Consider the following 21821-nt stretch of genomic DNA (forward strand, 5'->3'; position numbering starts at 1 on the left):
GCGTCGCGGAGTCATGTGTCGTCCCGGGGGTCGGTGTCGAGGCGGGGGATGGGGAGACGAGCGCGGACCAGGAAGCCGCCGTCGGGCTTCGGGGCCGCGGTCAGTTCACCGCCCAGCACGTGGGCGCGTTCGATCATGCCCGGAATACCGTTGCCGCCGTGGGACTCCGCGGCGGTTGCGATTCCGGAGGCCGGGCTGGACGCCTGTGGACAACTCGACGGCGGCGAATTCTCGACGATCAGCACCAGGGTGTCGGGCGAGAAATCCACGGTGACAACGGCATCCGACGACGGCGCGTGGCGCATCACGTTGGTCAGCGACTCCTGCACGATGCGGGCGGCGGCCCCGTCGAGCACGGCGGGCAACCGCTGCGGCGTGCCGCGCACCTCGGTGCGGACGGCCAGCCCGGCCGCCCGAGCCGGGCCGATCAGTGCGTCCAGATCGGTGACCCCGACGGCCGGACGTATCGGCGCCGCAACGGCATCCGCGCCGGCGCGCAGGGACCGCAGCAGCGTGTGCACCTCGCCGAGGGCAGCGCGGCTGGCCTGTTTGATGGCCGCGAGCGCGGGCGCCGCCTGCTCCGGTTTGCGGTCCAGCAACTCGAGCGCCACCGAGGACTGCACGTTGATCAGCGAGAGGCTGTGCGCCAGCACGTCGTGCAGTTCGCGGGCGATGGCCAGCCGCTCCTCGGTCGCCCGCTGCTCCCGGCGGGCCAGCTCCCGGGCGCGTTCGGCCTCCTCGTTGGCCCGCGCGGCCTCGGCCCGCTGACGGCGCGCCACCAGCACCGCCCGGCGCTGCCGCAGCCCCTCGGCCACCGCGATCAGCACGCTGAGCCAGGCCAGCAGGCCGACCGCCCGCCAGCTGTCGGCCGAATGCCCGCGCAGCACGGGCACCGGCCACACCATCAACAGATAGCCCACCGGCACGAACGGGTAGGTGCGCCAGCGCGAGCCCCGGCTCGCCGCGGTGAGGAAGGCGATCACCAGCGAGAGGAAGATCGGCCCGTAGCCGTAGCCGACGAGCAGATACGTCGCCGTGACGGCCAGGACGCCGAGGAAGACGGCCGCCGGGTGGATGCGGCGTACGACCAGCAGCAGCGGCCCCGCCACCAGCAGGAACACCCCGAGTACGTCGAGGCCGCGGGCGCCGCTCTGGTGCAGATTGGCGAGGTTGCCCCCGATCAACTGCACCACGGCGACGGCCAGCGCCACCACCACGTCCCGGCCGTTCGGCCGCGTCCTCGACTGCACACTCGCACGGTAGCCCGGGCCGCGGCCGAACGGCAGCCGCGCGGCGCGAATTACGTCTGGATACGTACGCCGGGTCGCGCTGCGCGGCGGATGTGTCGACCCAGGTCGCGGGCGGATTCTCGAAGGCATGAACGATTCGGTACACGACAGCGAGGGCCCGGCGGTTGCCGCGGTACCGGCTCGCGCAACACAGGTGGGCGATGACGGACACGCCGTGCCCACCTGCGCACCTGCCCCGGCTGCGGCGGTAGTAGTCACCGAGGCGCTGACCAAGCGCTATGGCGCGCACACCGCCGTCGACGCGGTGCGCATGACGGTCCGCGCCGGTGAGATCTACGGCTTCCTCGGCCCGAACGGGGCGGGCAAGACCACGACGTTGCGGATGCTGGTCGGCCTGATCCGGCCTACCTCCGGCACCGCGACCGTGCTCGGCCGCCGGCCGGGTGACCCGGAGGCGTTGCGGCGCACCGGCGTTCTCATCGAGGGCCCGGGCTTCTACCCGTACCTCTCGGGCCGGGACAACCTGCGGGTGCTCGCCCGCTATCGCGGGACCGCCGACGGCTCCGGTCGCACCCGGAGCACGCGCGCCCTGCACGACGACGTGGAGCAGGTGCTGCGCCGGGTCGGCCTCGCCGACCGGGCCGGTGACAAGTTCCGCGCCTACTCCCTGGGCATGAAGCAGCGACTCGGGGTGGCCGCGGCCCTGCTGGGTCATCCCGACCTGCTCATCCTCGACGAACCCACCAACGGGCTCGACCCGGCCGGTATGGCCGAGATGCGCGAGCTCATCACCGGACTCGCCGCCGACGGGCACACCGTCGTGCTGTCGTCTCACCTGCTCACCGAGGTGCAGGAGATTTGCGACCGCGTCGGCGTCATCTCGCGGGGCCGCCTGCTCACGGAGGCCACCGTGAGCGAACTGCGCGGCGCGGCAACGCTTTTCCTGCGGGCAGAACCGGTGGAGCTGGCCTTCCCGGCCGTCCGGCGGGTGGTGGGTGATCGATCCGCGTTGCTGACCGCCGCCGGCATCAGAGTGGCTGCCGGTACGGCAACGGCGCCGGTGGTGGCGCGCGCGGTGATCGAGGCGGGCGCGGACCTGCTGGAGCTGCGCTCCGACGAAAAGTCGTTGGAGGAAGTCTTCTTCGAGATGACGAAATTGGAGACAGCGTGATGAACGACCTGTTGGCCTGCACCAGAGCCGAATTCGCCCGGCTGCGCAAGTGGCCCGCGTTCTGGATCGTCCTGGGCACGTGGATTCTGCTGAATCTCGTGTTCGCCTACCTGTTCAACTATCTGGCCTACACCTCCGGCGACAGCACCCGGATGTCCAACGGCCAGCCGCGCGAGGTGCTGTTGCGGCTGATGCTGCCCGCCGCGGTGCCGGAGGTGTTCACCCAGGGCATGGCGATGTTCGGCGGCGCGCTCATGCTGGTGCTGGGCGCGCTGGTGGTCGGCAGCGGCTACGGCTGGGGCAGCTGGAAAACCGTTCTCACCCAGGGCCCTTCGCGGCTCAGCGTGGTCGGTGGCACGGTGGTGGCGCTGGCCGTCGTGGTGATCGGCCTGGTGCTGGCGGCGTTCGTGATCGACACGGGCGTGGCCGCGGTGATCGGTAGTTTGCAGCACGGATCGCTGGCGCTACCGCCGGTGGGTCGGGTTCTGGCCGGAATAGCCACGGGCACAGCGATTCTGGGCATGTGGACGCTCGCGGGCGCGTTGATCGGCGCAGCCGCCCGCGGCCCCGCGCTGGCAGTAGGACTCGGCGTGGTCTGGGTCCTGGTGGTGGAGAACCTGCTCCGCGGCGTCGGCGCCATCTTCTCCCCGATCCGCGCGATCACCGACCACCTGCCCGGCACCGCCGCGGGCTCCCTGGCCGGAGCCATGCGCACGGTCCAGGGCGCCGCAACCCCCGGCGTCCTCGACACCCTCTCCCGCCCCGCCTCCTTTACCGTCCTGGCCGCATACATCGCCGCCTTCACAGCCACCACGGCCTACCTGATCCACCACCGCGACATGACCTGACCTCCAAGCCCCACAGCCGCCGGTGCCCCCACCGGCGGCTGTGGGGCATTGTGGCTATTTCAGCGATGCTTGCACTCCACCGGAGAAAGCGGAGTCATGCAGGATAATATGGTCCGGCACGGCATCCGCCGGGACATCGAAAACGATCGTCACGGCCATTTGATTTCCCGGGTTGATTTCATTGGCCATGACCGCCGAGTCGTTCACATTGACCTCCGCCATATAGTCGTTGGCAAATTGGCGGCCCTGCGCATCGACGAGTTTCTGATTCTGGCCGAAATAGGTTTGCGGCTTGGTTCCGATATTGGTGACCGTCGTGTGAACAAGGACGTAGGTGCCCTGCGCCTCCTTGCGCAGATACGGGTTCGTACCCACGGACCGCCTGCCGGTCTCCACATTGTTCACCACGAAAGCAAACTTCCCATCCCTGACCTCGGTGCCGATCGCGGCGGGGACGGGTTCCTGCTCGGCGACCGGGCCAGCCGGTTGAACAGCTGAGACGGCTACGCTGCCGGAACGCGTGGGCGCCGGGACAGCATCGTCCTTGTCCATACCCGCTAGGCTCACGAGCCCCGCGCAACCGCCGCACATCACGATCAGTCCACCGATCAGAATCCACGGCCAGATAACCCGCTTCTTCGGTGGCGGCGGATAAGGATAATGGTATCCCGGCGGCTGCGCCGGGGGTGGAGGCATGGACATGTCTGGCCCTTCGGAAAAGGAGAGGAGGTTCCCGGACAGACGTTTGTACCATCCGCAATAGTGCCGAGGTAGGGACCAAAGGCCTCATCCGTTCCCCCAATAATCGCCGGTATGCCCCAGCGGCGTATGAATACCGTACAACGAATTATTCGACCGGGCATCGCGAGAATCGGAAATATGGAACTGGCCGGGCTCGGGATCAATGTGGACAACCGGTTGTTGCGTGGCATGACGCTGGAACGCGGCGGGAATAAGTGGGCGGTGTGCCCAGTTGCCTTCGTCAGAACGAAGTGGACACGATGTCCATTTGATCGGAGGCGGGTCGCCTCGGTGAGGAGTAGCGGGATGAACTGGCTGTTGCTGGGCGTGGCAGGGCTGATCGAGATCGCTTGGTCGCAGAGCATCAAGCCGACGCAGGGGTTCAGCAGGCCGCTGCCGACGCTGCTGTGCTTCTTGCTGGCGGCGGCCGCGGTGTATCTGCTCTCGGTGGCGATGCAGTCGTTGCCGGTGGGGACCGCGTACGCGGTGTTCACCGGGATCGGCGCGGTCGGCGCCATCGGGTTGGGGATCGTTGTGCAGAAAGATCCGTTGAGCGCCGGACGGGCGCTGGCGCTGGCCTTGATCGTGGGCGGCATCGTGCTGGCGAGGGTCACCAATCCGGAGTAGATGACCGCTCGACCCTCGCGAAGGGGTACGGGAGAGGAAAGGAGCCGGTAGGTTCGGGCGGGACGGCACTCCACTCACGTGAAAGGACAGTGATGCCAACACGTACCGCGCGTACCGCTTGGACCGGAGGTCTGCAGGATGGCTCCGGGCAGGTCGAGCTGGCCAGTTCCGGCGTCGGCAAGTTCGACGTGTCGTTCCCGAAGCGGACCGCCGACGCCGCCGACGGGACCACCAGCCCGGAGGAGCTGATCGCGGCCGCGCACTCGTCGTGCTACGCCATGGCGCTGTCGGGGCAGATCGGTAATGCCGGTGGCACCGTGCGGAGCCTGGACGTCAACGCCGATGTCACGCTGGGCCCGGACCCGGCGGGCGGATTCCACATCAGCAACATCAAGCTGACCGTGCGCGGCAGGGTCGACGGGCTCGACGCCGCCGGGTTCCAGGCGGCGGCCGAGGGCGCCAAGGTCGGTTGCCCGATCAGCAAGGCCCTCGCCGGTGTGGGCACCATCGAACTGGATGCCGCACTGGAGTCCTGAACTCGAAGCGCGGGGGCGGTGCCACGGCGGCACCGCCCTTACGCTGTGTCGGAGTACAGCTCTCAGGCCGTGACGGTCTCCTCGCGCTCCGCGAATTCGGTCAGGGTCGCGAAGGCCAGGCCCAGAGCCGCCCACAGGGTTGCCGTGACCGCCAGCGAGGACACCCGGAACTGCCACAGCAAGGTGGCCGGGAAGTCGTCGCTCACCTCGTTCACCCCCGGCAGCGCGACGTAACCGATCGCCGTCACGATCAGAAAAGCCGCCACGGCCGCGACCATTCGGATCGTGCCCAGCCGAACCGACAGCAGCCGATGCGCGAACACCGCGGCACCCACCGCCGCCAACCCGAGCAGTACCGCGGCCACCCACAGCAGCGTGCGATCGTTGATGGTGTCGGGCTCGCCCACCGCGGGCGGGTTGGCGGGGTACTTGAAGAACGGCACCGCGCTGATCGCCAGCCACCCGCACAGTGCCAGCGCCACAGCCAGTTTCGGCCCGGACAGGCCGGTGTGCCGCCGAGCCACGGTGGCGACGGCCGCGAAGATCGCGCCCAGCGCCAGCCCGCTCGATCCGAGCGCCAGGAACTCGCCGAACTTCTGCCCGCCCCGGCTGACCAGCGGCTCCTCGGAATCACCGTGCGAATGGCCGGCTTCCGAATGCCCCGCCTCCTCCAGCGCGATGGCCGACTCGACCTTCGGCTCGCCGACAACGAATCCGACGGTGCCCGCCAGCAATCCGGCGATCAGTCCGGCCAGCAGGCCGCGCAGCAGCAGAGTCTTGACAGAACCCGTCAGTGGCACGGGACGCCCAGCAGATGCCGCCCGTCGTGCATCAGCTCGTGCAGATACATCCCGCTCCGGGAGATCGCGCCCTGATCGAAGCCGACCAGATACAGCGTGAGCAGCGCCAACAGGACGACGCCCACCGTCACGAGTACGGCGGCAAGGGAATCGGCTGCGCGACCGGGGGTATGCGCAATGGCCATGATGGTCCTCCTTCGGGGATGTTCGCGTCCCCGCGAGCGGGTCGAGCTCGACGGTGCCGGTGTCTGGCTGTCCGGCGGGTGCCGGATCACAGTGGCGCGACCGCCCCGGAATCACACCGGGTTACCGCGTCACCGTCGCTCTTGTCTCATGAACTGTGACACCCTGTGTTACGTGCCGTCAACTTCGCGACCGGCAACGAGCCACCGCCTCCGACTGTCGATCGGCGTCGCCGCGGCGGTCGTCGCCGTGCTGGTGGTCGCCGCGATCGTGGTCGCGGTGCGGTCGCAGCCGGGGACGCAGCGGACCTTCCCGTGTCCCGGCGACAGTGTGTCGGCGGCAGCGGACTGGGCGCCGTCGTCGCGGTCGTTCACCGCCGGGTACGAGGGGCATCCCTTCGTGGGCAACGGGTATCTCGGTCTGCGGGTGCCGCCCGCGGGCACGGGTTATGTGGAAACCGGCGAGATCACCGGCTACCCGATGTATACGCCGCGCTACGACGGCGCGTTCGCGGCCGGACTCTACGCCCGCGATCCGGCCGTGGCGGGCGGCCTGGAAGTCGCTGCGGCGCTACCGAACTGGTCGACGCTGCGGGTCGGCGTCGGTGACGAGACCTTCTCGTCCGCGACGCCGCCCGCCCAGGTATCGAATTTCCGGCAGACCCAGTACCTGCGCTGCGGGCTGGTTCGCACCGAACTGACCTGGACCACCCGCGACGGCCGTGCCACCGATCTGGCCTACGACGTGCTCACCGACCGCACCGACCAGCACGCGGCGGCGGTGCACCTGACCCTGACACCGCACTGGAGCGGGCAGGCGACCGTCACCGACCTGATCGACTACGCGGGCGCTCGCCGCCTGGACCGGACCGCCGCCACGGCGCAACCGCCGCTGGTGAGTACCGAATTCCGCACCAGGACAACGAATGTCGCGGGCACGGTGGCATCGGTGCTCGACGTCGGCGCGGCGGCGATCCGGCCGCAGGATTCCGGGCAGCAGGCGACGGTGCCGGTGTCGTCCGGGCAACCGTACGAGATCACCAAGTTCGTCGGCGTCGACACCGCGCTCACCGCCGCAGACCCCGCCCGGTCCGCGACCGATGCGGCACAGCGTGGCGCGACGCGCGGCTGGTCGAAAGTACTTGCGGCGCAATCGGAAGCCTGGCGGCAGCTGTGGGATTCCGATATCGAGGTACCCGGTCGGCCGGACGTGCAACTGTGGGCCCGAGGCGCGCTCTATTCGCTCTATTCGGCGACGAATTCCCGGCAGGACAACAGCATTCCGCCCACCGGATTGAGTAGCGACAACTACGGCGGCCTCATTTTCTGGGATGCCGACATCTGGATGTACCCGGGTCTACTGCAATTGCATCCCGAATTGGCGCGCTCGGTCGTCGAGTACCGCTACAAGACCCTGCCCGCGGCTCGTGAGAACGCGCGGCGGCTCGGCTATTCCGGCGCCTTCTATCCGTGGACCAGCGCGAGCACCGGCGACCTCTGGAGCGAATGTCACAGCTGGTCGCCGCCGCACTGCGTCACCCAGATCCATCTGCAGGGCGATATCGCGCTCGCCGCCTGGCAGTACTACCTGGCCACCAAGGACCTCGACTACCTGCGTGACCGCGTCTGGCCGATCATGTCGGACCTCGCCGAGTTCTGGGCCGCGCGGGTGAGCGCGAACCCCGACGGCAGCTATTCGATTCGCGATGTGGCCGGGCCGGACGAATACAGCAACGGCGTCGACGACGGCGCGTACACCAACGGCGTGGCCGCGGTGACACTGCGGAACGCGACGACCGCGGCCGCCCTCGTCGGCGCGCCCGCGCCACCGGAATGGACGGCCGTCGCCGACCGCCTGCGCATGCCCTTCGACCCACGCGAGGGCATCTTCGTGCAGTACGACGGCTATCGTGGGGAACGGCTCAAACAGGCCGATACGGTATTGCTGCAATATCCCCTGGAATGGCCGATGCCGCCCGAGGTGGCCGCGCGCACCCTCGACTACTACGCCGAGCGCACCGACCCGGACGGGCCCGCCATGACCGACTCGGTCCATCAGATCGACGCCGCCGCGAACGGCGAGCCGGGCTGTGCGGTCGGCACCTATCTGGACCGTTCGGCGCGGCCGTTCGCCCGTCCGCCGTTCGGCCGGTTCGCGGAGGCGCGCGGCGAGAAGGCCGGGGCCGCCGATCCGCTGGCCGGTTCGCCCGCCTTCGACTTCACCACTCTCGCAGGCGGTTTCGTGCAGGAGTTCACCAACGGACTGGCGGGACTGCGGCTGCGGGAGGATCGGGTGCGGCTGGATCCGGTGCTGCCGCCGCAACTCTCCGACGGCGTGGTGGTGCGCGGACTGCACTGGCAGGGCCGGGTTTTCGACGTGTCGGTGGGCCCCGAGCACAGCACCGTCACGCTGCGATCGGGAGCACCGCTGCCGGTGGAGACGAAAAACGGTGTGCGCCAGGCCGACCCGGGCGAGTCGCTGCGACTACCCACCCGCCGCCCCGACCGGGCGCCCACGGTGGACGCCGCCGACTGCAAGACCGTCCTCGCGTCCAGCGAACAGCCCGGCGCCTACGCCGAGGCCGCGGTCGACGGCAACTCGGCCACCAGCTGGCTACCCGCCACCGCCACCGCCGACCTGACCGTCGACCTCGGGCAGGTCGACGCGGTGGTGAAGGTCGCCCCCGAATGGCGCGGCCCGCCCCCGGCCGCGTACGACATCGCCGTCTCCCGCGACAACCGGACCTGGGCCACGGTGCCGCGGGCGGCCGACGGCGCGCTGATGACACCGTCGTACGCGCGCTACGTGCGCGTACGGATAGACGGCGCCGATACCGGCGCGTCGGCCGGAATCCGGGAGTTGGACGTCGTCACCCGGTAGCGACCCCGGGCGATTCCGCTAGGACTTCGCCGGAACGTCGAGCACGACCTCGAACTCCAGCAGCGACGCCCCGGTCGACACCGGCTTGCGGGACGGGTCGCCCGCGTGCGCCTCCTTGGCCGGGCCGTCCCGCCACGCCGCGAAGGACTCCTCGGAATCCCACTGCGTCACAACGAAATACCGGTTGTCACCGGCCACCGGGCGCAGCAACTGGAAGCCCAGGAAGCCGGGCGAATTGTCGACGGCGTGCGCGCGGTGCGCGAACCGCTTCTCCAGTTCGGGGCCCGCGCCCTCGGGCACCTCGATCGCATTGATCTTCACAACAGCCATGCGCACCAGGCTAGCGCCGTGGGCGGAACCGGGTCGGCGCGGACGTATTGTCGAGCCGATGCTGTACGACGAGGGTGGCGCCGGTGTGCCGATTCTGCTGCTGCACGGATTGATGGGCAGCGCCCGCACATGGCGCGGGCACCTGCCGTGGCTGCGGGAGTTCGGCCACGTCTACACCTTCGACGCGGCGGGGCACGGCCGTCCCGCACCGGCCGAACTCACCACCGAGTCCTTCGTCGCCGATCTGGCGGCGGCCACGTCGGACATCACCGAATCCATGGTGGTGATCGGGCATTCCATGGGCGGGCTGCACGGCTGGGTCTTCGCCGCCGCCTACCCCGAGCGGGTGCGGGGCCTGGTGGTCGAGGACATCGCACCGGATTTCCGCGGTCGCACGGCCCGCGACTGGGCGGCCATGATCGAGGCCTGGCCGCAGCCGTTCCCCGACGAGGCCGCGGTGCTGGACTACTTCGGCCCGGTCGCCGGTCGCTATTTCCTGAACTCGTTCGAGCACGGCCCAGACGGCTACCGGCTGCACGGTACGGTCGCCACCTTCCGTGACATCTCCGAGGAGTGGGGCGGCCGCGACTTCTGGGACCAGTGGCGGGCGGTGCGGGCTCCCGCGCTCCTGCTCGAGGGCGAGCACACCATCACCCCGCCCGGCCAGATGCGCGAGATGGCCGAGGTCCACCCGGACGCCCGGTATGTACTGATTCCCGACGCGGGCCACCTCGTCCACGACGACCAGCCGCAGCGCTACCGAGCCGAGATCGAGCGATTCCTGCGAGCGCTGCAGGGCCTTGGCTACCTGCGAAAACAGATTTGATGGCAACCGCCTTCAGTCTGGCCGGGGTTGCGTCGTATGCTCGTCGCACGCCCCCGAACGAAGGTGACCACCACGATGATCGACTTCTCGATACCCGCCGACCTGGCCGCCGAGCGCGACCGGACGCGCCAGTTCGTCATCGACAAGATCGTTCCCTACGAGCGCGACCCGCGCCTGACCGCGCACGGCCCGAACGACGAACTCCGGCAGGAGCTGGTCGAGCTGGCGCGAGCCGAGAAGTTGCTGACCGTGCAGGCCCCCGTCGAGCTGGGTGGCCGTGGACTGTCGCACCTCGAGCAGGCCGTCATCTACGAGGCCGCCGGGTGGTCCACGCTCGGCCCGGTCGCGATGAACTGCGCCGCCCCCGACGAGGGCAACATGTTCCTGCTGTCCAAGATCGCGAACGCCGAGCAGGCCGAGCGCTACCTCATGCCGGTCGTCGACGGCCACCAGCGTTCGGTCTTCGCGATGACCGAGCCGGACGGCGCCGGATCCGACCCCAACCAGCTGTCCACCACCGCCACCTTCGACGGCGAGAACTTCACGATCAACGGCCGCAAGTGGCTGATCACCGGGGCCGACGGGGCCAAGACCTGGATCATCATGGCGCGGCTGGAGGCCAACGGGCACCTGCCCGAAGGACCCACCCTGTTCCTCACCGCGGGCGACACACCGGGCATCGTGATCGAGCGCACCATGAACACCATGGACCGCAACTACGTCGGCGGGCACGGCGTGGTGCGCTTCGAAAACCTGGTGCTGCCCAAGGAATCCGTGCTCGGTGAGACCGGCCAGGCGCTGCGGTACGCGCAGTTGCGCCTCGCTCCGGCCCGGCTCACCCACTGCATGCGCTGGCTCGGCGCCGCCGAACGCGCGCAGAGCATCGCCGTGGCGCACGCCAAGACCCGCACCGCCTTCGGACGGCCCATCGGCGAACACGAGGGCGTGTCGTTCATGTTGGCGGACAACGAGATCGCGCTGCACCAGTGCCGCCTGACCATCTGGCACGCGTGCTGGCTCATGGACCAGGGCCACAAGGCCCGGCACGAGAGCTCGATCGCCAAGTCCTACGTCTCCGAGGAGCTGTTCAAGGTCGCCGACCGCTGTGTACAGGTGCTCGGCGGAATCGGCATCAGCGACGAGACCGTGGTGGAGATGATCTTCCGGGACATGCGGGCGTTCCGGCTGTACGACGGGCCCACCGAGGTGCACAAGTGGGCGATCGGGCGCCAGGTGCTGCGGTAGATTCGGTTACGTGGGGAGGGTTGCACCAGGGTACGGGGTTGTGGTCTGGTGGTCTGCGGCAATTCACCCGTTACCGGTGTGCTGGGGTTGCGTGGTTCACGCGGGCGCGGTGCGGCGGCAACAGAACTAGGATCTTCTCGCATGAGTTCGGAACTGCACGTCGATGTCTCGTCCGGGATCGCCGTGCTCACGCTCAATCGTCCCGCCCAGCAGAACGCCTTCACTCCGACCATGGCCGCCGAACTCGGTGCGGCGCTGCGGCGCTGTGACACCGAGGACGCCATCCGCGCGGTGATCATCACCGGCACCCCGCCCGCCTTCTGTGCGGGGGCCGACCTGTCCCACCGGATCGGCGACGTCACCGGGACCATCGACCCGCCGCCCTGGCGGGTCCGCAAACCGGTGATCGCGGCGGTGAACGGGCACGCGGTGGGCATCGGGCTGGAACTCGCGTTGCAATGCGATCTGCGCTATATGGCCCGCGACGCGGTGTACGGGCTCAACCAGGTGCGCCGCGCCGTCGTCGCCGACGGTTACGCGCACTGGACGCTGCCGCGACTGGTCGGTATGGCAAACGCCGCCGACATCATGCTCACCGGCCGCACCTTCGACGGTGACGAGGCCAAGGCGATGGGGCTGGCCAACACCTGCCTGTCGGCGGGGGAAGTGCTGCCGACCGCGCTCGCCGTCGCCCACGACATCGTCAGCGGTTCCGCTCCGCTGCCGGTGGCCCTGTCCAAGCGGCTGCTGTGGGAGAGCCTCGGGATGAGCGCCGAGGCCGTCGGCAAGCTCGAGACCGACCTCAATACCTATGTGGCGCAGAGCGTCGACGCGGGGGAGGGCATGGCGGCGCTGCACGATCGGCGGCAGCCGAAATGGTCCGGCAGCGTCAGCACCGAATGGCCCGCGTGGGGCGTACCGATCGAACCGGGGCGGGCCGGTCTCGACTGACCGGCGGATTCGGCACGGGGCGAAGCCTTTTCGCGCTCAGGCGTTGCCGCCGAGCAGGACCAGGAAGAACAGGATTCCCATCAGCGCCATGAGGACCGTGCCGACCACGCCGAGGATGTAGCCGACCAGCACCTGGGTGCGGCCACCGAAGCCGCCCTCGGACGCCTCGATCTGGTCCAGCGCCCGCTTGCCCATCACCCACGCCACCGGACCCAGTGCGCCGCAACAGAAAACGCTGAGCGCACCGAGCAGCAGCACCGTGGTCGCCTGCGGATGCTCCACCGCTTGCGTCGGCGGCTGCTGCTCATGCCAATAGTACGGCTCGTTCATGGCCACCGGACAAGTCTAGGTGGCCGCGAGCGCCGAGGTGGCGCCGACGCGCTGAATCGCCGGTCACGGCGGTCGCCGGCGGGTCAGGAGCGGCGCTGGCGGGCGATGTCGGCCAGTACCACTCCGGCCGCCACCGAGGCGTTGAGGGACTCGACCGGGCCCGCCATGGGGATGCTCAGGATGCTGTCGCAGGTTTCCCGCACGAGGCGGGACAGGCCCTTGCCTTCCGAGCCGACCACGACGATTGTCGGTGCGCTGCCGTCGAATTCGTCGAGGGGGGTGTCGCCTCCGGCGTCCAGGCCGACCACCTGCAGGCCCGCCTTGGCGTAATCCTTCAGGGTCCGAGTGAGATTCGTGGCGCGGGCGACGGGAAGACGGGCCGCGGCGCCGGCGCTGGTGCGCCACGCCACGGCGGTGACGCTGGCGCTGCGGCGTTGCGGGATCACCACGCCGTGGCCGCCGAAGGCCGCGACCGAGCGAATCACGGCGCCCAGGTTGCGCGGGTCGGAGATGTTGTCCAGCGCCACCAGCAGAGCGGGTTCCGGTGCGGTGCGGGCGGATTCGAGCAGATCCTCGGGGTGCGCGTAGCGATACGGCGGGACCTGCAGGGCCAGGCCCTGGTGCAGGCCGTTGCTGCTCAGGCGGTCCAGATCGGTGCGCGGCACCTCCAGGATGGAGATCCCGGCGTCGGCGGCGTGCTTCACCGCCTCGGTGAGCCGCTCGTCGTTCTCGGTGCCGACCGCGACGTACAGCGCGGTCGCGGGCACGCCCGCCCGCAGGCACTCCACCACGGGGTTGCGGCCCAGCACCAGTTCGGGGCCGTCGTCGCCCTTGCGGGTGCTCGGCCGTCCGGCGGGGCGGCTCTTGGCCTGTGCCGCCTTGGCCGCGGCCGCCGCGCGCTTGGCCGCGGGGTGGTACTTGCGCATGTGGGCGGGCGGGGTCGCGCCCTTGCCCTCCAGCCCGCGGCGGCGCTGACCGCCGGAACCGACGGTCTGGCCCTTCTTGGTGCCGCCCTTGCGGATCGCCCCTCGCCGTTGCGAATTGCCCGCCATCACTCAGCCTTCCGTGTCATGGTCGCGTCTCACCGGTCAGGGACCACTCGGGGCCCTCCGGTGTGTCGGTGACCTCGACGCCGGCCGAATTGAGCCGGTCGCGTACCGCGTCGGCGGTCGCCCAGTCCTTGCCCGCGCGGGCCTGCTGCCGCCGGTCCAGCTCCGCGCGCACCAGTACGTCGAGTGCGTCCAGGGCGGCCGAGGAGTCCGCCGGTGCCGCCCAGTGCGGATCCAGCGGATCCACCCCGAGGATGCCGAGCATGGCCCGCACCTGACCGGCCAGCTCCCGGGCCGTATCGGTGGCGCCGGACTCCAGGGCCTTGTTGCCCTCGTGCACGACGCGGTGAATCTCCGCCAGCGCCTTGGGGATTCCGAGATTGTCGTCCAGCGCCTCGGCGAACGCGTCGGTCCACTTGCCCACCGGGATCTCACCGGCCCGCTCGACCGTGCGCTGCACGAACGCCTCGAGGCGCTGATAGGTCTGGGCGGCGTCGCGCAGCGCCTGATCGGAGTACTCCAGCATCGAGCTGTAGTGCGCGCTGCCCAGGTAGAACCGAAGTTCCACGGCCCGAACCTGTTTGAGCACATTCGGCACCGACAGCGTATTGCCCAGCGACTTCGACATCTTCTCGCCGCCGAGGGTCACCCAGCCGTTGTGCAGCCAGTACCGGGCGAAACCGTCCCCGGCCGCCCGCGACTGCGCGATCTCGTTCTCGTGGTGCGGGAACACCAGATCCATACCGCCGCAATGGATGTCGAACTCCGCGCCGAGATAGAACTCCGCCATCGCCGAGCATTCCAGGTGCCAGCCTGGCCGCCCCGGACCCCACGGGGACGGCCAGGTCGGCTCGCCGGGCTTGGCGGCCTTCCACAGCGTGAAGTCCCGCGGGTCGCGCTTGCCCTCGCCGGCGCTCTCGCCCTGGTGCACGTCGTCGAGCTTGTGGCCGGACAGCTTGCCGTAGTCCGGGTAGCTGCGGACGTCGAAGTAGACGTTGCCGCTCGAGGCGTAGGCGTGACCGCGGTCGATCAGCCGCTGCATCAACTCGACCATCTGGGTGATGTGGCCGGTGGCGCGCGGCTCCGCCGACGGCGGCAGCACCCCGAGCGCCTCGTAGGCGCGGTCGAAGGCGCGCTCGTGCGTGGCCGCCCACTCCCACCACGGCCGGCCCGCGGCGGCGGCCTTGGTCAGGATCTTGTCCTCGATGTCGGTGACGTTGCGGACGAACGCCACGTCGTACCCGCCTGCGCTCAGCCAGCGGCGCAGCACGTCGAACGCGACGCCGCTGCGGACGTGTCCGATATGGGGTTCGCCCTGCACTGTGGCGCCACATAGGTACACCGAGGCACGACCGGGGACCAGCGGCGTGAAATCACGCAGGGTCCGCGTCTCGGTGTCGAACAGGCGCAGAGTCACGACCAGCCATCCTAGCTATGGGCAAAGAGCGAGATTACGGGCGGTTTATAGCAGGGTACGGGCGCACGGATCGAGCGCACACGCGCGGGTGGGGCCCCGGCTCAGTCCGAGCCCGGACAGTCCTCGCCACAGCGCCGCAGCAGGGCGGTTGCCACCGCTGCCACGCCCTCGCCCCGGCCGGTGAGACCCAGGCCGTCGGTGGTGGTGCCCGATACCGAGACCGGCGCACCCAGCAGTTCGCCGAGCACCCGCTGTGCCTCGGCCCGGCGCGGTCCGATCTTGGGCCGGTTGCCGATCACTTGCACAGCGGCATTGACGATCGCGTACCCGGACTCGCCGAGCAGCCGCCGCACTTCGGTCAGCATGGCCGCTCCGGATACGCCCGCCCATTCCGGCCGGCCGGTGCCGAACACGCCGCCCACGTCACCGAGGCCCGCGGCCGACAGCAACGCGTCACACAGCGCGTGCGCCGCCACATCCCCATCGGAGTGCCCCGCACACCCGCTGTCCCCCTCGAACAACAGCCCCGCCATCCAGCAGGGCCGCCCGGCTTCGACGGGATGCACGTCGGACCCGATGCCGACGCGAATATCCAACGCAGCTTCCGCGCTCATGCCCGCACCACCCCGTGCGGCTCGCTGACGGCTGCCGCGCTCATGCCCGCACCACCCCGTGTGATTCGTTCTCCTCGAGCAGGGTGCGGGCCAGTCGTAGGTCGAGGGGGGTGGTGATCTTGAAGGCCATGGGGTCGCCCGGGATGACGCGCACGCTCACGCCGAGCCGTTCGACCAGACCGGCATCGTCGGTGACCGGGACGTCCTGGGCGTATGCCGCACGCAGCAGCGGGGCGTCGAAACCCTGTGGCGTTTGAACGGCGCGCAACCGGGCGCGGTCCGGTGTGCCGGTCACGTCGTCGTGCGCGTCGACCGACTTGACGGTGTCGGTGACCGCGACCCCCGGCACCACCGCGCGCCGCCCGGCCCGCAACTCCGCCACCACGCGGGCGATCAGCCCCGGCGGAGTCAACGCGCGAGCGGCGTCGTGAACCAGATATTCGGTGGCCTCCGGAGCGGCGGCGATACCGGCGCGCACGGAATCGGTGCGCTCGGTACCGCCGGCCACCACGCTCACCGGTACGGAGCCGGGCGCGCCGAGTTCCGAAACCCGGCCGCTCGGTACTGCCGCCCGGGCACTGGTGGCGAGCAGAACCTCCGCCTCGCCGATCAGTTCGGCGGGCACCATGATCACGATGCGGTCCACGACCCCGGACGCGATCAAACCGTCTACTGCGAGTGTGAGCATGGGCCTGCCGCCGACCGGGACGAACGCCTTGGGCATTGATTCACCCAAGCGCACGCCCAGACCGGCGGCAGGCACCAGCGCCACAACACGACTTGCGTCGTGCGAACTTCTCACGGTCAGGAAGCCGCGGCGAGAACCTCGTCGAGAAGGGTCTCGGCCTTGACATCGTCGGTGCCCTCGGCGAGGGCGAGTTCACCGACGAGGATCTGACGGGCCTTGGCCAGCATGCGCTTCTCGCCCGCGGACAGACCGCGGTCCTGCTCCCGACGCCACAGGTCGCGCACGACCTCGGCCACCTTGTTCACATCGCCGGAGGCGAGCTTCTCCAGGTTGGCCTTGTAGCGGCGGGACCAGTTCGTCGGCTCCTCGGTGTGCGGCGCGCGCAATACCTGGAAGACTCGGTCGAGACCCTCCTGGCCGACGACGTCCCGGACGCCGACGTACTCCGCGTTCTCCGCGGGAACCCGAACGGTGAGATCGCCCTGTGCGACCTTCAGGACCAGATACTCTTTCTGCACACCCTTGATGGTGCGGGTCTCGATTGCTTCGATCAGCGCCGCTCCGTGGTGGGGGTAAACGACGGTGTCTCCGACCTTAAAAATCATGTGTCCCGTGCCCCTTTCGATGTTCACAGTTTAACATGCGACTCGATAACGGCGCGATCAACGACGCAGGTCAGGGCCACAACAGGGGAGCGGTGGGGGTTGACAGATCGGCGCCTGTGTGCATCTTGTTGTGCCAGAACGGCTTCCGCGCGCCGGTGTGATCGCCCCGCCATCGACTTCGCGTCGCGCCACCCGAGTGTCGAAGCGCGGAGGCGAGACACGGGACACCTGCACGCGACTACTACGCTGCCTACTACTACTCTCCATCGTGGAGTGAGCCGGTCGACATGGAGGACAACCCGTGACTGCCCTGAATGCCACCACCGCGTCGAAGGCGCCCCGGCGCGCCCTGCGTAAGGCGCCGCGGCGCGTCGTGCGTAAGGCGCCGCGGCGCGTCGTCGCCGTCGCGGCCGTCGCCGCGGGCGCGGCCCTCGCGCTCTCGGGCTGCAGCGCGGGCCAGATCTCGCAGACCGCCTCGCAGGTCGCCGCCGTCAACGGCAACAGCGCCAATGTGGGCAAGGTCGCGCTGCGCGACGTCCGCATCCTGCTGCCGCAGTCGGAGGAGTACACCAACGCCAAGGGCGGCAAGGCGCTGCTCGCGTTCAGCGCGATCAACGACGGCGCGACCAAGCCGGACGAGCTCGCCAGCATCACCTCCGACCTGGGCCAGGTGAAGATCACCCCGGCCAACCCGCAACTGCCGTTCCAGCAGACCCTGGTCGCCGGAAAGCGCGGTGAGGCACACGCCTCCGCACCCTCCAGCTCGGCCGCCCCGAGCAGCACCGCCCCGAGCAGCACCGCCGCGAGCAGCACCCCCGCGAGCGGCACCAGCGCGAGCGCCGCACCCACGACCACCGGTGCGGCCGCCGGACATCAGGCCGAGGGCCACGGCGCCGCGGAGCACCCGGCCGAGCCCGCCGCGCCGATCCTGGTCGAGATCACCGGCCTGACCCGCGACGTCACGCCGGGCCTGACCTACCAGGTCACCTTCAACTTCAAGGAGAACGGCACCGTCCAGGTTCCGGTCCCGGTCGACGCCGGTCCGGACACCGCCCGCAAGGAGGGCGCTCCGGCGGCCGAGGGTGAGCACAAGGGCGGGCACTGAGTCGTGCCGCCCGCGGCGCTCCCGCGTCGCGAACCGTCCCTGTCGTACTCGATCCCTAGGCTGCGCTCGTGGCCAAGGTGAAGACGCAGTATCGCTGTTCCGCATGCGGGCACGAGGTTGCCAAATGGGTGGGGCGCTGTCCCGGCTGTGGTGAATGGGGCTCGATCGACGAGTCCGCCCCCGCTGCCGCCTCGGTGGCCGCGGGCCGCAAGGCGCTGCTGCCGTCCACCGCCGCCGCGCCGATCTCCACCATCGACTCGCAGGTCACCCGGGCCCGGTCGACGGGCGTCAGCGAGCTGGACCGGGTGCTCGGCGGTGGCGTCGTGCCGGGCTCGGTGGTGCTGCTGTCCGGCGAGCCGGGCGTGGGTAAGTCCACCCTGCTGCTCGAGGTCGCGCACCGCTGGGCGCGCCAGCGCGACGAGCGGTCGCTGTACGTGACGGCCGAGGAGTCGGCGGGCCAGGTCAAGCTGCGCGCCGACCGGACCGACGCGGTGCACGAACGCGTCTATCTCGCAGCCGAATCCGATCTGGCCACCATCCTCGGTCATGTCGAACAAGTGCGTCCGAGCCTGTTGGTGGTGGACTCGGTGCAGACCATGCTGGCCGCCGACGCCGACGGCGTGATCGGCGGCGTCACCCAGGTGCGCGCGGTCACCGCGGCGCTGACCTCGCTGGCCAAGGCGAGCGGAATCGCGGTGCTGCTGGTCGGCCACGTCACCAAGGACGGCAACGTGGCCGGGCCGCGCACCCTGGAACATCTGGTGGACGTGGTGCTGCAGTTCGAGGGCGACAAGCACTCGACGCTGCGCATGGTGCGCGGGATCAAGAATCGGTTCGGCAGCGCCGACGAGGTGGGCTGCTTCGAGCTGCACGACGACGGAATCGCCTGTGTCACCGACCCTTCCGGCCTGTTCCTGCACCATCGCACCGACCGGGTGCCCGGCACCGCGATCACCGTCGCGATGGACGGCAAGCGGCCGCTGCTCGGCGAGGTGCAGGGGCTCACCGTGTCCACCCAGATACCGGCGCCGCGGCGAGCGGTCAGCGGGCTGGACTACAACCGGGTGTCGATGGTGCTCGCGGTACTGCAGAGCCGGTGTCACGTGTATCTGGGCAAGCACGACGTCTACGCGGCGACCGTCGGCGGCATGCGGCTGACCGAGCCGGCCGCCGATCTGGCGATCGCGCTGGCGCTCACCAGTGCCGAGCGCGATGTGGCGCTGCCGTCCGGGATGGTGATCCTGGGTGAGGTCGGCCTGGCCGGCGAGGTGCGGCGCGTCACCGGGCTGGGGCGTCGACTCGCCGAGGCCGAGCGGCTAGGTTTCACGGAGGCGCTGGTGCCGCCGGGGGCGGATCTCTCCGGCATCACCATGAAGGTGCACGAGGTGACCGATGTTCGTGCGGCCGTCGCCAGGGGTGGTTTGTCGAATCGAAGTCGCAAACATGCGGAGGCTGCCGAATGAACGCGGGTCACTGGGTCACCAACCTGCTCGGTAGGACGGCAACGGCGGTTTCCGGCGCTGAAGCGCTTGCGCCGCAACCGGTCCCGTCGAGCGAGCCGAGCGCTCGCCTCGAGCCGACGCCGAAACCCGAAGCTGTGCGATCGGATACGATAGACCGCCTTATTCCCGGAACTCTGCTACGCGACGGCATCGACCGAATCCTGTTGGCGCGCACCGGCGCTCTGGTCGTCCTCGGCTACGACGATGCCGTGGAACGGATCTGCGACGGCGGCTTCGACCTGGATGTCGAGTTCTCGCCGACCCGATTGCGCGAACTGTCGAAAATGGATGGGGCGGTGGTGCTTTCCACCGACGGCACGCGCATCCGGCGGGCGAACGTGCACCTGGTCCCCGACCCGACGCTGCCCACGGTGGAATCGGGCACCAGACACAAGGCCGGTGAGCGCACCGCCGCGCACACCGGCTTCCCGGTGGTGTCGGTGAGCCGCTCGACCGGCATCGTGACGGTGTACACCCGGGGCGGGCGGCATCTGATCCAGCCGTCGGAGACCATCCTCTCGCGCGCCAACCAGGCGATGGCGACGCTGGAGCGCTACCGGTCCCGGCTCGACGAGCTGACCAGGCAGCTGTCGCTGGTGGAACTGGAGGACTACACCACCCTGCGCGATGTGCTCACCGTCGTGCACTGCCTGGAGCTGATCCGGCGCATCGCCCGCGAGATCGATTCCGACGTACGCGAACTCGGGGTCGACGGCCGGCAGCTGGCGTTGCAGCTGGCCGAGGTGGTCGGCAACACCGACACGCTGCGGCGGCTGCTGGTGCGCGACTACCTGCGGGCCGACCCCGCCGACACCGAGGCGCTGGACCGCGCCCTGACCCGGCTGGCCGAACTGCTCGAGGTGGAACTGCTGGAACTGGCGAATCTGGCCGCGCCACTGGGCTTCCCGACCGATATCGAGGCCCTCGACAGCGGGGTCAGCCCGCGTGGATACCGGCTGCTCACCGAGCTCCCGCGGGTATCGCCGCACGCGGTGGAGCCGCTGGTCGCGGCCTTCGATTCGCTGCCGGGCCTGCTGGCCGCGACCATCGCCGAACTCGCCGCCGTCGAGGGCGTCGACCCCGCCTTGGCCCGCCAGGTGCGGGAGGGACTGTCCCGGTTGGCTGAGTCGGGCAGCGTGTAGGTCCGCGCGACCGTGCGGGTTGGCTGAGTCGGGCAGCGTGTAGGTCCGCGCGACCGTGCGGGTTGGCTGAGTCGGGCAGTGTGTAGGTCGGCGCAACTGTGTGAATTGGCCGAATCGGGCAGCGTGTAGGTCGGCGCGACTGTGTGAGTTGGCTGAGTTGGGCAGCGTGTAGGTCGGCGCGACTGTGCGGGTTGGCTGAGTCGGGCAGCGTGTAGGTCGGCGCGACTGTGTGAGTTGGCCGAATCGGGCAGTGTGTAGGTAGGGCGACTGTCACCGTCGGCCGAATCGGGCAGCGTGTCGGGCTCAGCCGATATTGAAGGTCTCCGGCGTGCTGTGTACCGAACCCAGCTGGGCGACCACGGTGTAGCCGCCCGGCGGCACCTGCACCCGCTCGCCCGCGCAGCCGGGCTGCGAGGTGGTGCCCGACCAGGTGAGCGTGAATGCCGCCTGCTCACCGCCTTTCAGCGCCCGCACCTCGGCGGGGCCGCCCGGGTCGCAGTCCGTGCTGGACCACATCCGGCGCTGGCCGTCCAGCGACTGCACCGTGACCTGCTGCAGCCCCGAGCCCATGTCGCGCTGGCAGACAGTGGTGGAGATGTTGGTGACCACGATGCCGAATACCGGCTGTTCACCGGTCTTGTAATCAGGCTGGGCCACGGTCACTTTCACCGCCAGCGACTGGTCCGGGCAGGAGACCGGCGAACCGCTGGCGGTGGCGTTGGTCGTGGCCGTCGACGGCGACGTGCTGGATTCGGCCGCGCCGGTCGAACTCTGGGCGGGCGCGCTCGTGACCGACGAGCTCGCCGCGACAGGGGCGGCGCTCTTGTCGTCGCCACCCCCGCGCAGCAGCATGATCGCCAGCCAGATCACCAGCGCGAGGACTACGACCAGGGCCGCGATGGCGAGTAAGCGGCGGCGCCAGTAGATTTCCGGCGGCAGCGGTCCATTCGGTTCCAGCACGCAACAACGGTAAGCGCACGG

General features: G+C 69.7%; 23 protein-coding genes and 1 riboswitch. Of the genes, 11 read left to right on the forward strand and 12 right to left on the reverse strand.

From position 1 onward, the window contains the following. Nucleotides 1–11 precede the first annotated feature (11 nt). Complete coding sequence (locus NWFMUON74_RS02200; protein WP_232110800.1) at nt 12–1250, reverse strand: sensor histidine kinase; 1239 nt, start codon at nt 1248–1250, stop codon at nt 12–14. 127 nt (nt 1251–1377) lie between these two features. Here NWFMUON74_RS02200 and NWFMUON74_RS02205 point away from each other — a divergent pair, with 127 nt between their 5' ends. Both NWFMUON74_RS02205 and NWFMUON74_RS02210 read left to right on the forward strand, forming a co-directional pair. Continuing rightward, complete coding sequence (locus NWFMUON74_RS02205) at nt 1378–2421, forward strand: ABC transporter ATP-binding protein (protein ID WP_187686340.1); 1044 nt, start codon at nt 1378–1380, stop codon at nt 2419–2421. Continuing rightward, a complete protein-coding gene (locus NWFMUON74_RS02210; protein ID WP_187686341.1) occupies nt 2421–3269 on the forward strand; it encodes an ABC transporter permease subunit in 849 nt (282 codons plus the stop codon). Before NWFMUON74_RS02205 ends, NWFMUON74_RS02210 begins: the two co-directional genes overlap by 1 nt. A gap of 54 nt (nt 3270–3323) precedes the next feature. Here NWFMUON74_RS02210 and NWFMUON74_RS02215 read toward each other — a convergent pair whose 3' ends face one another. Further along, complete coding sequence (locus tag NWFMUON74_RS02215; RefSeq protein WP_232110801.1) at nt 3324–3821, reverse strand: DUF4352 domain-containing protein; 498 nt, start codon at nt 3819–3821, stop codon at nt 3324–3326. A 495-nt stretch (nt 3822–4316) separates the two neighbouring features. Here NWFMUON74_RS02215 and NWFMUON74_RS02220 point away from each other — a divergent pair, with 495 nt between their 5' ends. Both NWFMUON74_RS02220 and NWFMUON74_RS02225 read left to right on the forward strand, forming a co-directional pair. After that, nucleotides 4317–4637, forward strand: coding sequence for a DMT family transporter (locus NWFMUON74_RS02220; protein ID WP_187686342.1), 321 nt, complete (start codon nt 4317–4319; stop codon nt 4635–4637). 92 nt (nt 4638–4729) lie between these two features. Next, nucleotides 4730–5173, forward strand: a complete 444-nt coding sequence (locus NWFMUON74_RS02225) for an OsmC family peroxiredoxin (protein ID WP_187686343.1) — start codon at nt 4730–4732, stop codon at nt 5171–5173. A gap of 62 nt (nt 5174–5235) precedes the next feature. Here NWFMUON74_RS02225 and NWFMUON74_RS02230 read toward each other — a convergent pair whose 3' ends face one another. Together NWFMUON74_RS02230 and NWFMUON74_RS02235 are read right to left on the reverse strand one after the other, a co-directional pair. Then, nucleotides 5236–5973, reverse strand: coding sequence for a CbtA family protein (locus NWFMUON74_RS02230; RefSeq protein WP_187686344.1), 738 nt, complete (start codon nt 5971–5973; stop codon nt 5236–5238). After that, nucleotides 5964–6158 (reverse strand): CbtB domain-containing protein, encoded by a 195-nt coding sequence (locus tag NWFMUON74_RS02235; RefSeq protein WP_187686345.1) that lies wholly within the window; start codon nt 6156–6158, stop codon nt 5964–5966. The genes NWFMUON74_RS02230 and NWFMUON74_RS02235 overlap by 10 nt, the downstream gene beginning before the upstream one ends. Nucleotides 6159–6193: 35 nt before the next feature. After that, nucleotides 6194–6310: riboswitch (cobalamin riboswitch) on the reverse strand. Nucleotides 6311–6330: 20 nt separating this feature from the next. On the opposite strand from NWFMUON74_RS02235, the gene NWFMUON74_RS02240 reads away from it, so the two are divergent. Continuing rightward, the gene (locus NWFMUON74_RS02240) at nt 6331–9036 is read left to right on the forward strand and encodes a discoidin domain-containing protein (protein WP_232110802.1); all 2706 of its coding nucleotides are present in this window, start codon (nt 6331–6333) and stop codon (nt 9034–9036) included. Between the two features lie 18 nt (nt 9037–9054). Here the strand turns inward: NWFMUON74_RS02240 and NWFMUON74_RS02245 are convergent, their stop codons facing one another. After that, nucleotides 9055–9366, reverse strand: a complete 312-nt coding sequence (locus NWFMUON74_RS02245) for an antibiotic biosynthesis monooxygenase family protein (protein WP_187686347.1) — start codon at nt 9364–9366, stop codon at nt 9055–9057. Nucleotides 9367–9424: 58 nt separating this feature from the next. Here NWFMUON74_RS02245 and NWFMUON74_RS02250 point away from each other — a divergent pair, with 58 nt between their 5' ends. The 3 genes from NWFMUON74_RS02250 (at nt 9425) to NWFMUON74_RS02260 (ending at nt 12388) form a co-directional block, all read left to right on the forward strand. Beyond that, nucleotides 9425–10192: an alpha/beta fold hydrolase gene (locus tag NWFMUON74_RS02250; RefSeq protein ID WP_187686348.1), complete on the forward strand. Its 768-nt coding sequence runs from the start codon at nt 9425–9427 to the stop codon at nt 10190–10192. 75 nt (nt 10193–10267) lie between these two features. Beyond that, nucleotides 10268–11437: an acyl-CoA dehydrogenase family protein gene (locus NWFMUON74_RS02255; RefSeq protein ID WP_187686349.1), complete on the forward strand. Its 1170-nt coding sequence runs from the start codon at nt 10268–10270 to the stop codon at nt 11435–11437. A 141-nt stretch (nt 11438–11578) separates the two neighbouring features. Then, the gene (locus tag NWFMUON74_RS02260) at nt 11579–12388 is read left to right on the forward strand and encodes an enoyl-CoA hydratase/isomerase family protein (RefSeq protein ID WP_187686350.1); all 810 of its coding nucleotides are present in this window, start codon (nt 11579–11581) and stop codon (nt 12386–12388) included. Nucleotides 12389–12424: 36 nt separating this feature from the next. Here the strand turns inward: NWFMUON74_RS02260 and NWFMUON74_RS02265 are convergent, their stop codons facing one another. From NWFMUON74_RS02265 to carD, 6 genes are all read right to left on the reverse strand, one after another. Beyond that, nucleotides 12425–12718, reverse strand: a complete 294-nt coding sequence (locus tag NWFMUON74_RS02265; protein WP_187688873.1) for a DUF4190 domain-containing protein — start codon at nt 12716–12718, stop codon at nt 12425–12427. An 83-nt stretch (nt 12719–12801) separates the two neighbouring features. Further along, a complete protein-coding gene (gene rlmB / locus NWFMUON74_RS02270; protein ID WP_187686351.1) occupies nt 12802–13770 on the reverse strand; it encodes a 23S rRNA (guanosine(2251)-2'-O)-methyltransferase RlmB in 969 nt (322 codons plus the stop codon). A 16-nt stretch (nt 13771–13786) separates the two neighbouring features. Then, a complete protein-coding gene (gene cysS, locus NWFMUON74_RS02275) occupies nt 13787–15184 on the reverse strand; it encodes a cysteine--tRNA ligase (protein ID WP_187686352.1) in 1398 nt (465 codons plus the stop codon). Between the two features lie 101 nt (nt 15185–15285). Continuing rightward, nucleotides 15286–15774 (reverse strand): 2-C-methyl-D-erythritol 2,4-cyclodiphosphate synthase, encoded by a 489-nt coding sequence (ispF, locus tag NWFMUON74_RS02280; RefSeq protein ID WP_187688874.1) that lies wholly within the window; start codon nt 15772–15774, stop codon nt 15286–15288. 64 nt (nt 15775–15838) lie between these two features. Then, nucleotides 15839–16600 (reverse strand): 2-C-methyl-D-erythritol 4-phosphate cytidylyltransferase, encoded by a 762-nt coding sequence (gene ispD / locus NWFMUON74_RS02285; RefSeq protein ID WP_187686353.1) that lies wholly within the window; start codon nt 16598–16600, stop codon nt 15839–15841. A 2-nt stretch (nt 16601–16602) separates the two neighbouring features. Continuing rightward, nucleotides 16603–17091 (reverse strand): RNA polymerase-binding transcription factor CarD, encoded by a 489-nt coding sequence (gene carD, locus NWFMUON74_RS02290; RefSeq protein ID WP_019931623.1) that lies wholly within the window; start codon nt 17089–17091, stop codon nt 16603–16605. Between the two features lie 301 nt (nt 17092–17392). Here carD and NWFMUON74_RS02295 point away from each other — a divergent pair, with 301 nt between their 5' ends. The 3 genes from NWFMUON74_RS02295 to disA all read left to right on the forward strand — a co-directional run bounded on the left by NWFMUON74_RS02295 (nt 17393) and on the right by disA (nt 20840). Then, complete coding sequence (locus tag NWFMUON74_RS02295) at nt 17393–18196, forward strand: copper chaperone PCu(A)C domain-containing protein (RefSeq protein WP_232110804.1); 804 nt, start codon at nt 17393–17395, stop codon at nt 18194–18196. Nucleotides 18197–18264: 68 nt separating this feature from the next. Next, nucleotides 18265–19659 (forward strand): DNA repair protein RadA, encoded by a 1395-nt coding sequence (gene radA / locus NWFMUON74_RS02300; protein ID WP_187686354.1) that lies wholly within the window; start codon nt 18265–18267, stop codon nt 19657–19659. A gap of 134 nt (nt 19660–19793) precedes the next feature. Beyond that, nucleotides 19794–20840 carry a DNA integrity scanning diadenylate cyclase DisA gene (gene disA, locus NWFMUON74_RS02305; RefSeq protein WP_232110805.1) on the forward strand — a complete coding sequence of 349 codons (1047 nt, stop codon included), beginning with the start codon at nt 19794–19796 and terminating at the stop codon, nt 20838–20840. A 303-nt stretch (nt 20841–21143) separates the two neighbouring features. Here disA and NWFMUON74_RS02310 read toward each other — a convergent pair whose 3' ends face one another. Then, the gene (locus NWFMUON74_RS02310; RefSeq protein WP_187686356.1) at nt 21144–21800 is read right to left on the reverse strand and encodes a hypothetical protein; all 657 of its coding nucleotides are present in this window, start codon (nt 21798–21800) and stop codon (nt 21144–21146) included. Nucleotides 21801–21821 lie beyond the last annotated feature (21 nt).

Source organism: Nocardia wallacei, from assembly GCF_014466955.1.
Lineage (GTDB): Bacteria > Actinomycetota > Actinomycetes > Mycobacteriales > Mycobacteriaceae > Nocardia > Nocardia wallacei.

What these genes read in the sequence shown, in the direction of transcription:
- NWFMUON74_RS02250 (WP_187686348.1), top strand. Translation starts at nt 9,425, where the DNA reads ATGCTGTACGACGAGGGTGGCGCCGGTGTGCCGATTCTGCTGCTGCAC.
- rlmB (WP_187686351.1), bottom strand. Translation starts at nt 13,770, where the DNA reads ATGGCGGGCAATTCGCAACGGCGAGGGGCGATCCGCAAGGGCGGCACC.
- NWFMUON74_RS02260 (WP_187686350.1), top strand. Translation starts at nt 11,579, where the DNA reads ATGAGTTCGGAACTGCACGTCGATGTCTCGTCCGGGATCGCCGTGCTC.
- NWFMUON74_RS02220 (WP_187686342.1), top strand. Translation starts at nt 4,317, where the DNA reads ATGAACTGGCTGTTGCTGGGCGTGGCAGGGCTGATCGAGATCGCTTGG.
- NWFMUON74_RS02225 (WP_187686343.1), top strand. Translation starts at nt 4,730, where the DNA reads ATGCCAACACGTACCGCGCGTACCGCTTGGACCGGAGGTCTGCAGGAT.
- NWFMUON74_RS02235 (WP_187686345.1), bottom strand. Translation starts at nt 6,158, where the DNA reads ATGGCCATTGCGCATACCCCCGGTCGCGCAGCCGATTCCCTTGCCGCC.
- NWFMUON74_RS02210 (WP_187686341.1), top strand. Translation starts at nt 2,421, where the DNA reads ATGAACGACCTGTTGGCCTGCACCAGAGCCGAATTCGCCCGGCTGCGC.
- NWFMUON74_RS02265 (WP_187688873.1), bottom strand. Translation starts at nt 12,718, where the DNA reads ATGAACGAGCCGTACTATTGGCATGAGCAGCAGCCGCCGACGCAAGCG.
- NWFMUON74_RS02245 (WP_187686347.1), bottom strand. Translation starts at nt 9,366, where the DNA reads ATGGCTGTTGTGAAGATCAATGCGATCGAGGTGCCCGAGGGCGCGGGC.
- NWFMUON74_RS02255 (WP_187686349.1), top strand. Translation starts at nt 10,268, where the DNA reads ATGATCGACTTCTCGATACCCGCCGACCTGGCCGCCGAGCGCGACCGG.
- NWFMUON74_RS02215 (WP_232110801.1), bottom strand. Translation starts at nt 3,821, where the DNA reads ATGGACAAGGACGATGCTGTCCCGGCGCCCACGCGTTCCGGCAGCGTA.
- carD (WP_019931623.1), bottom strand. Translation starts at nt 17,091, where the DNA reads ATGATTTTTAAGGTCGGAGACACCGTCGTTTACCCCCACCACGGAGCG.
- NWFMUON74_RS02205 (WP_187686340.1), top strand. Translation starts at nt 1,378, where the DNA reads ATGAACGATTCGGTACACGACAGCGAGGGCCCGGCGGTTGCCGCGGTA.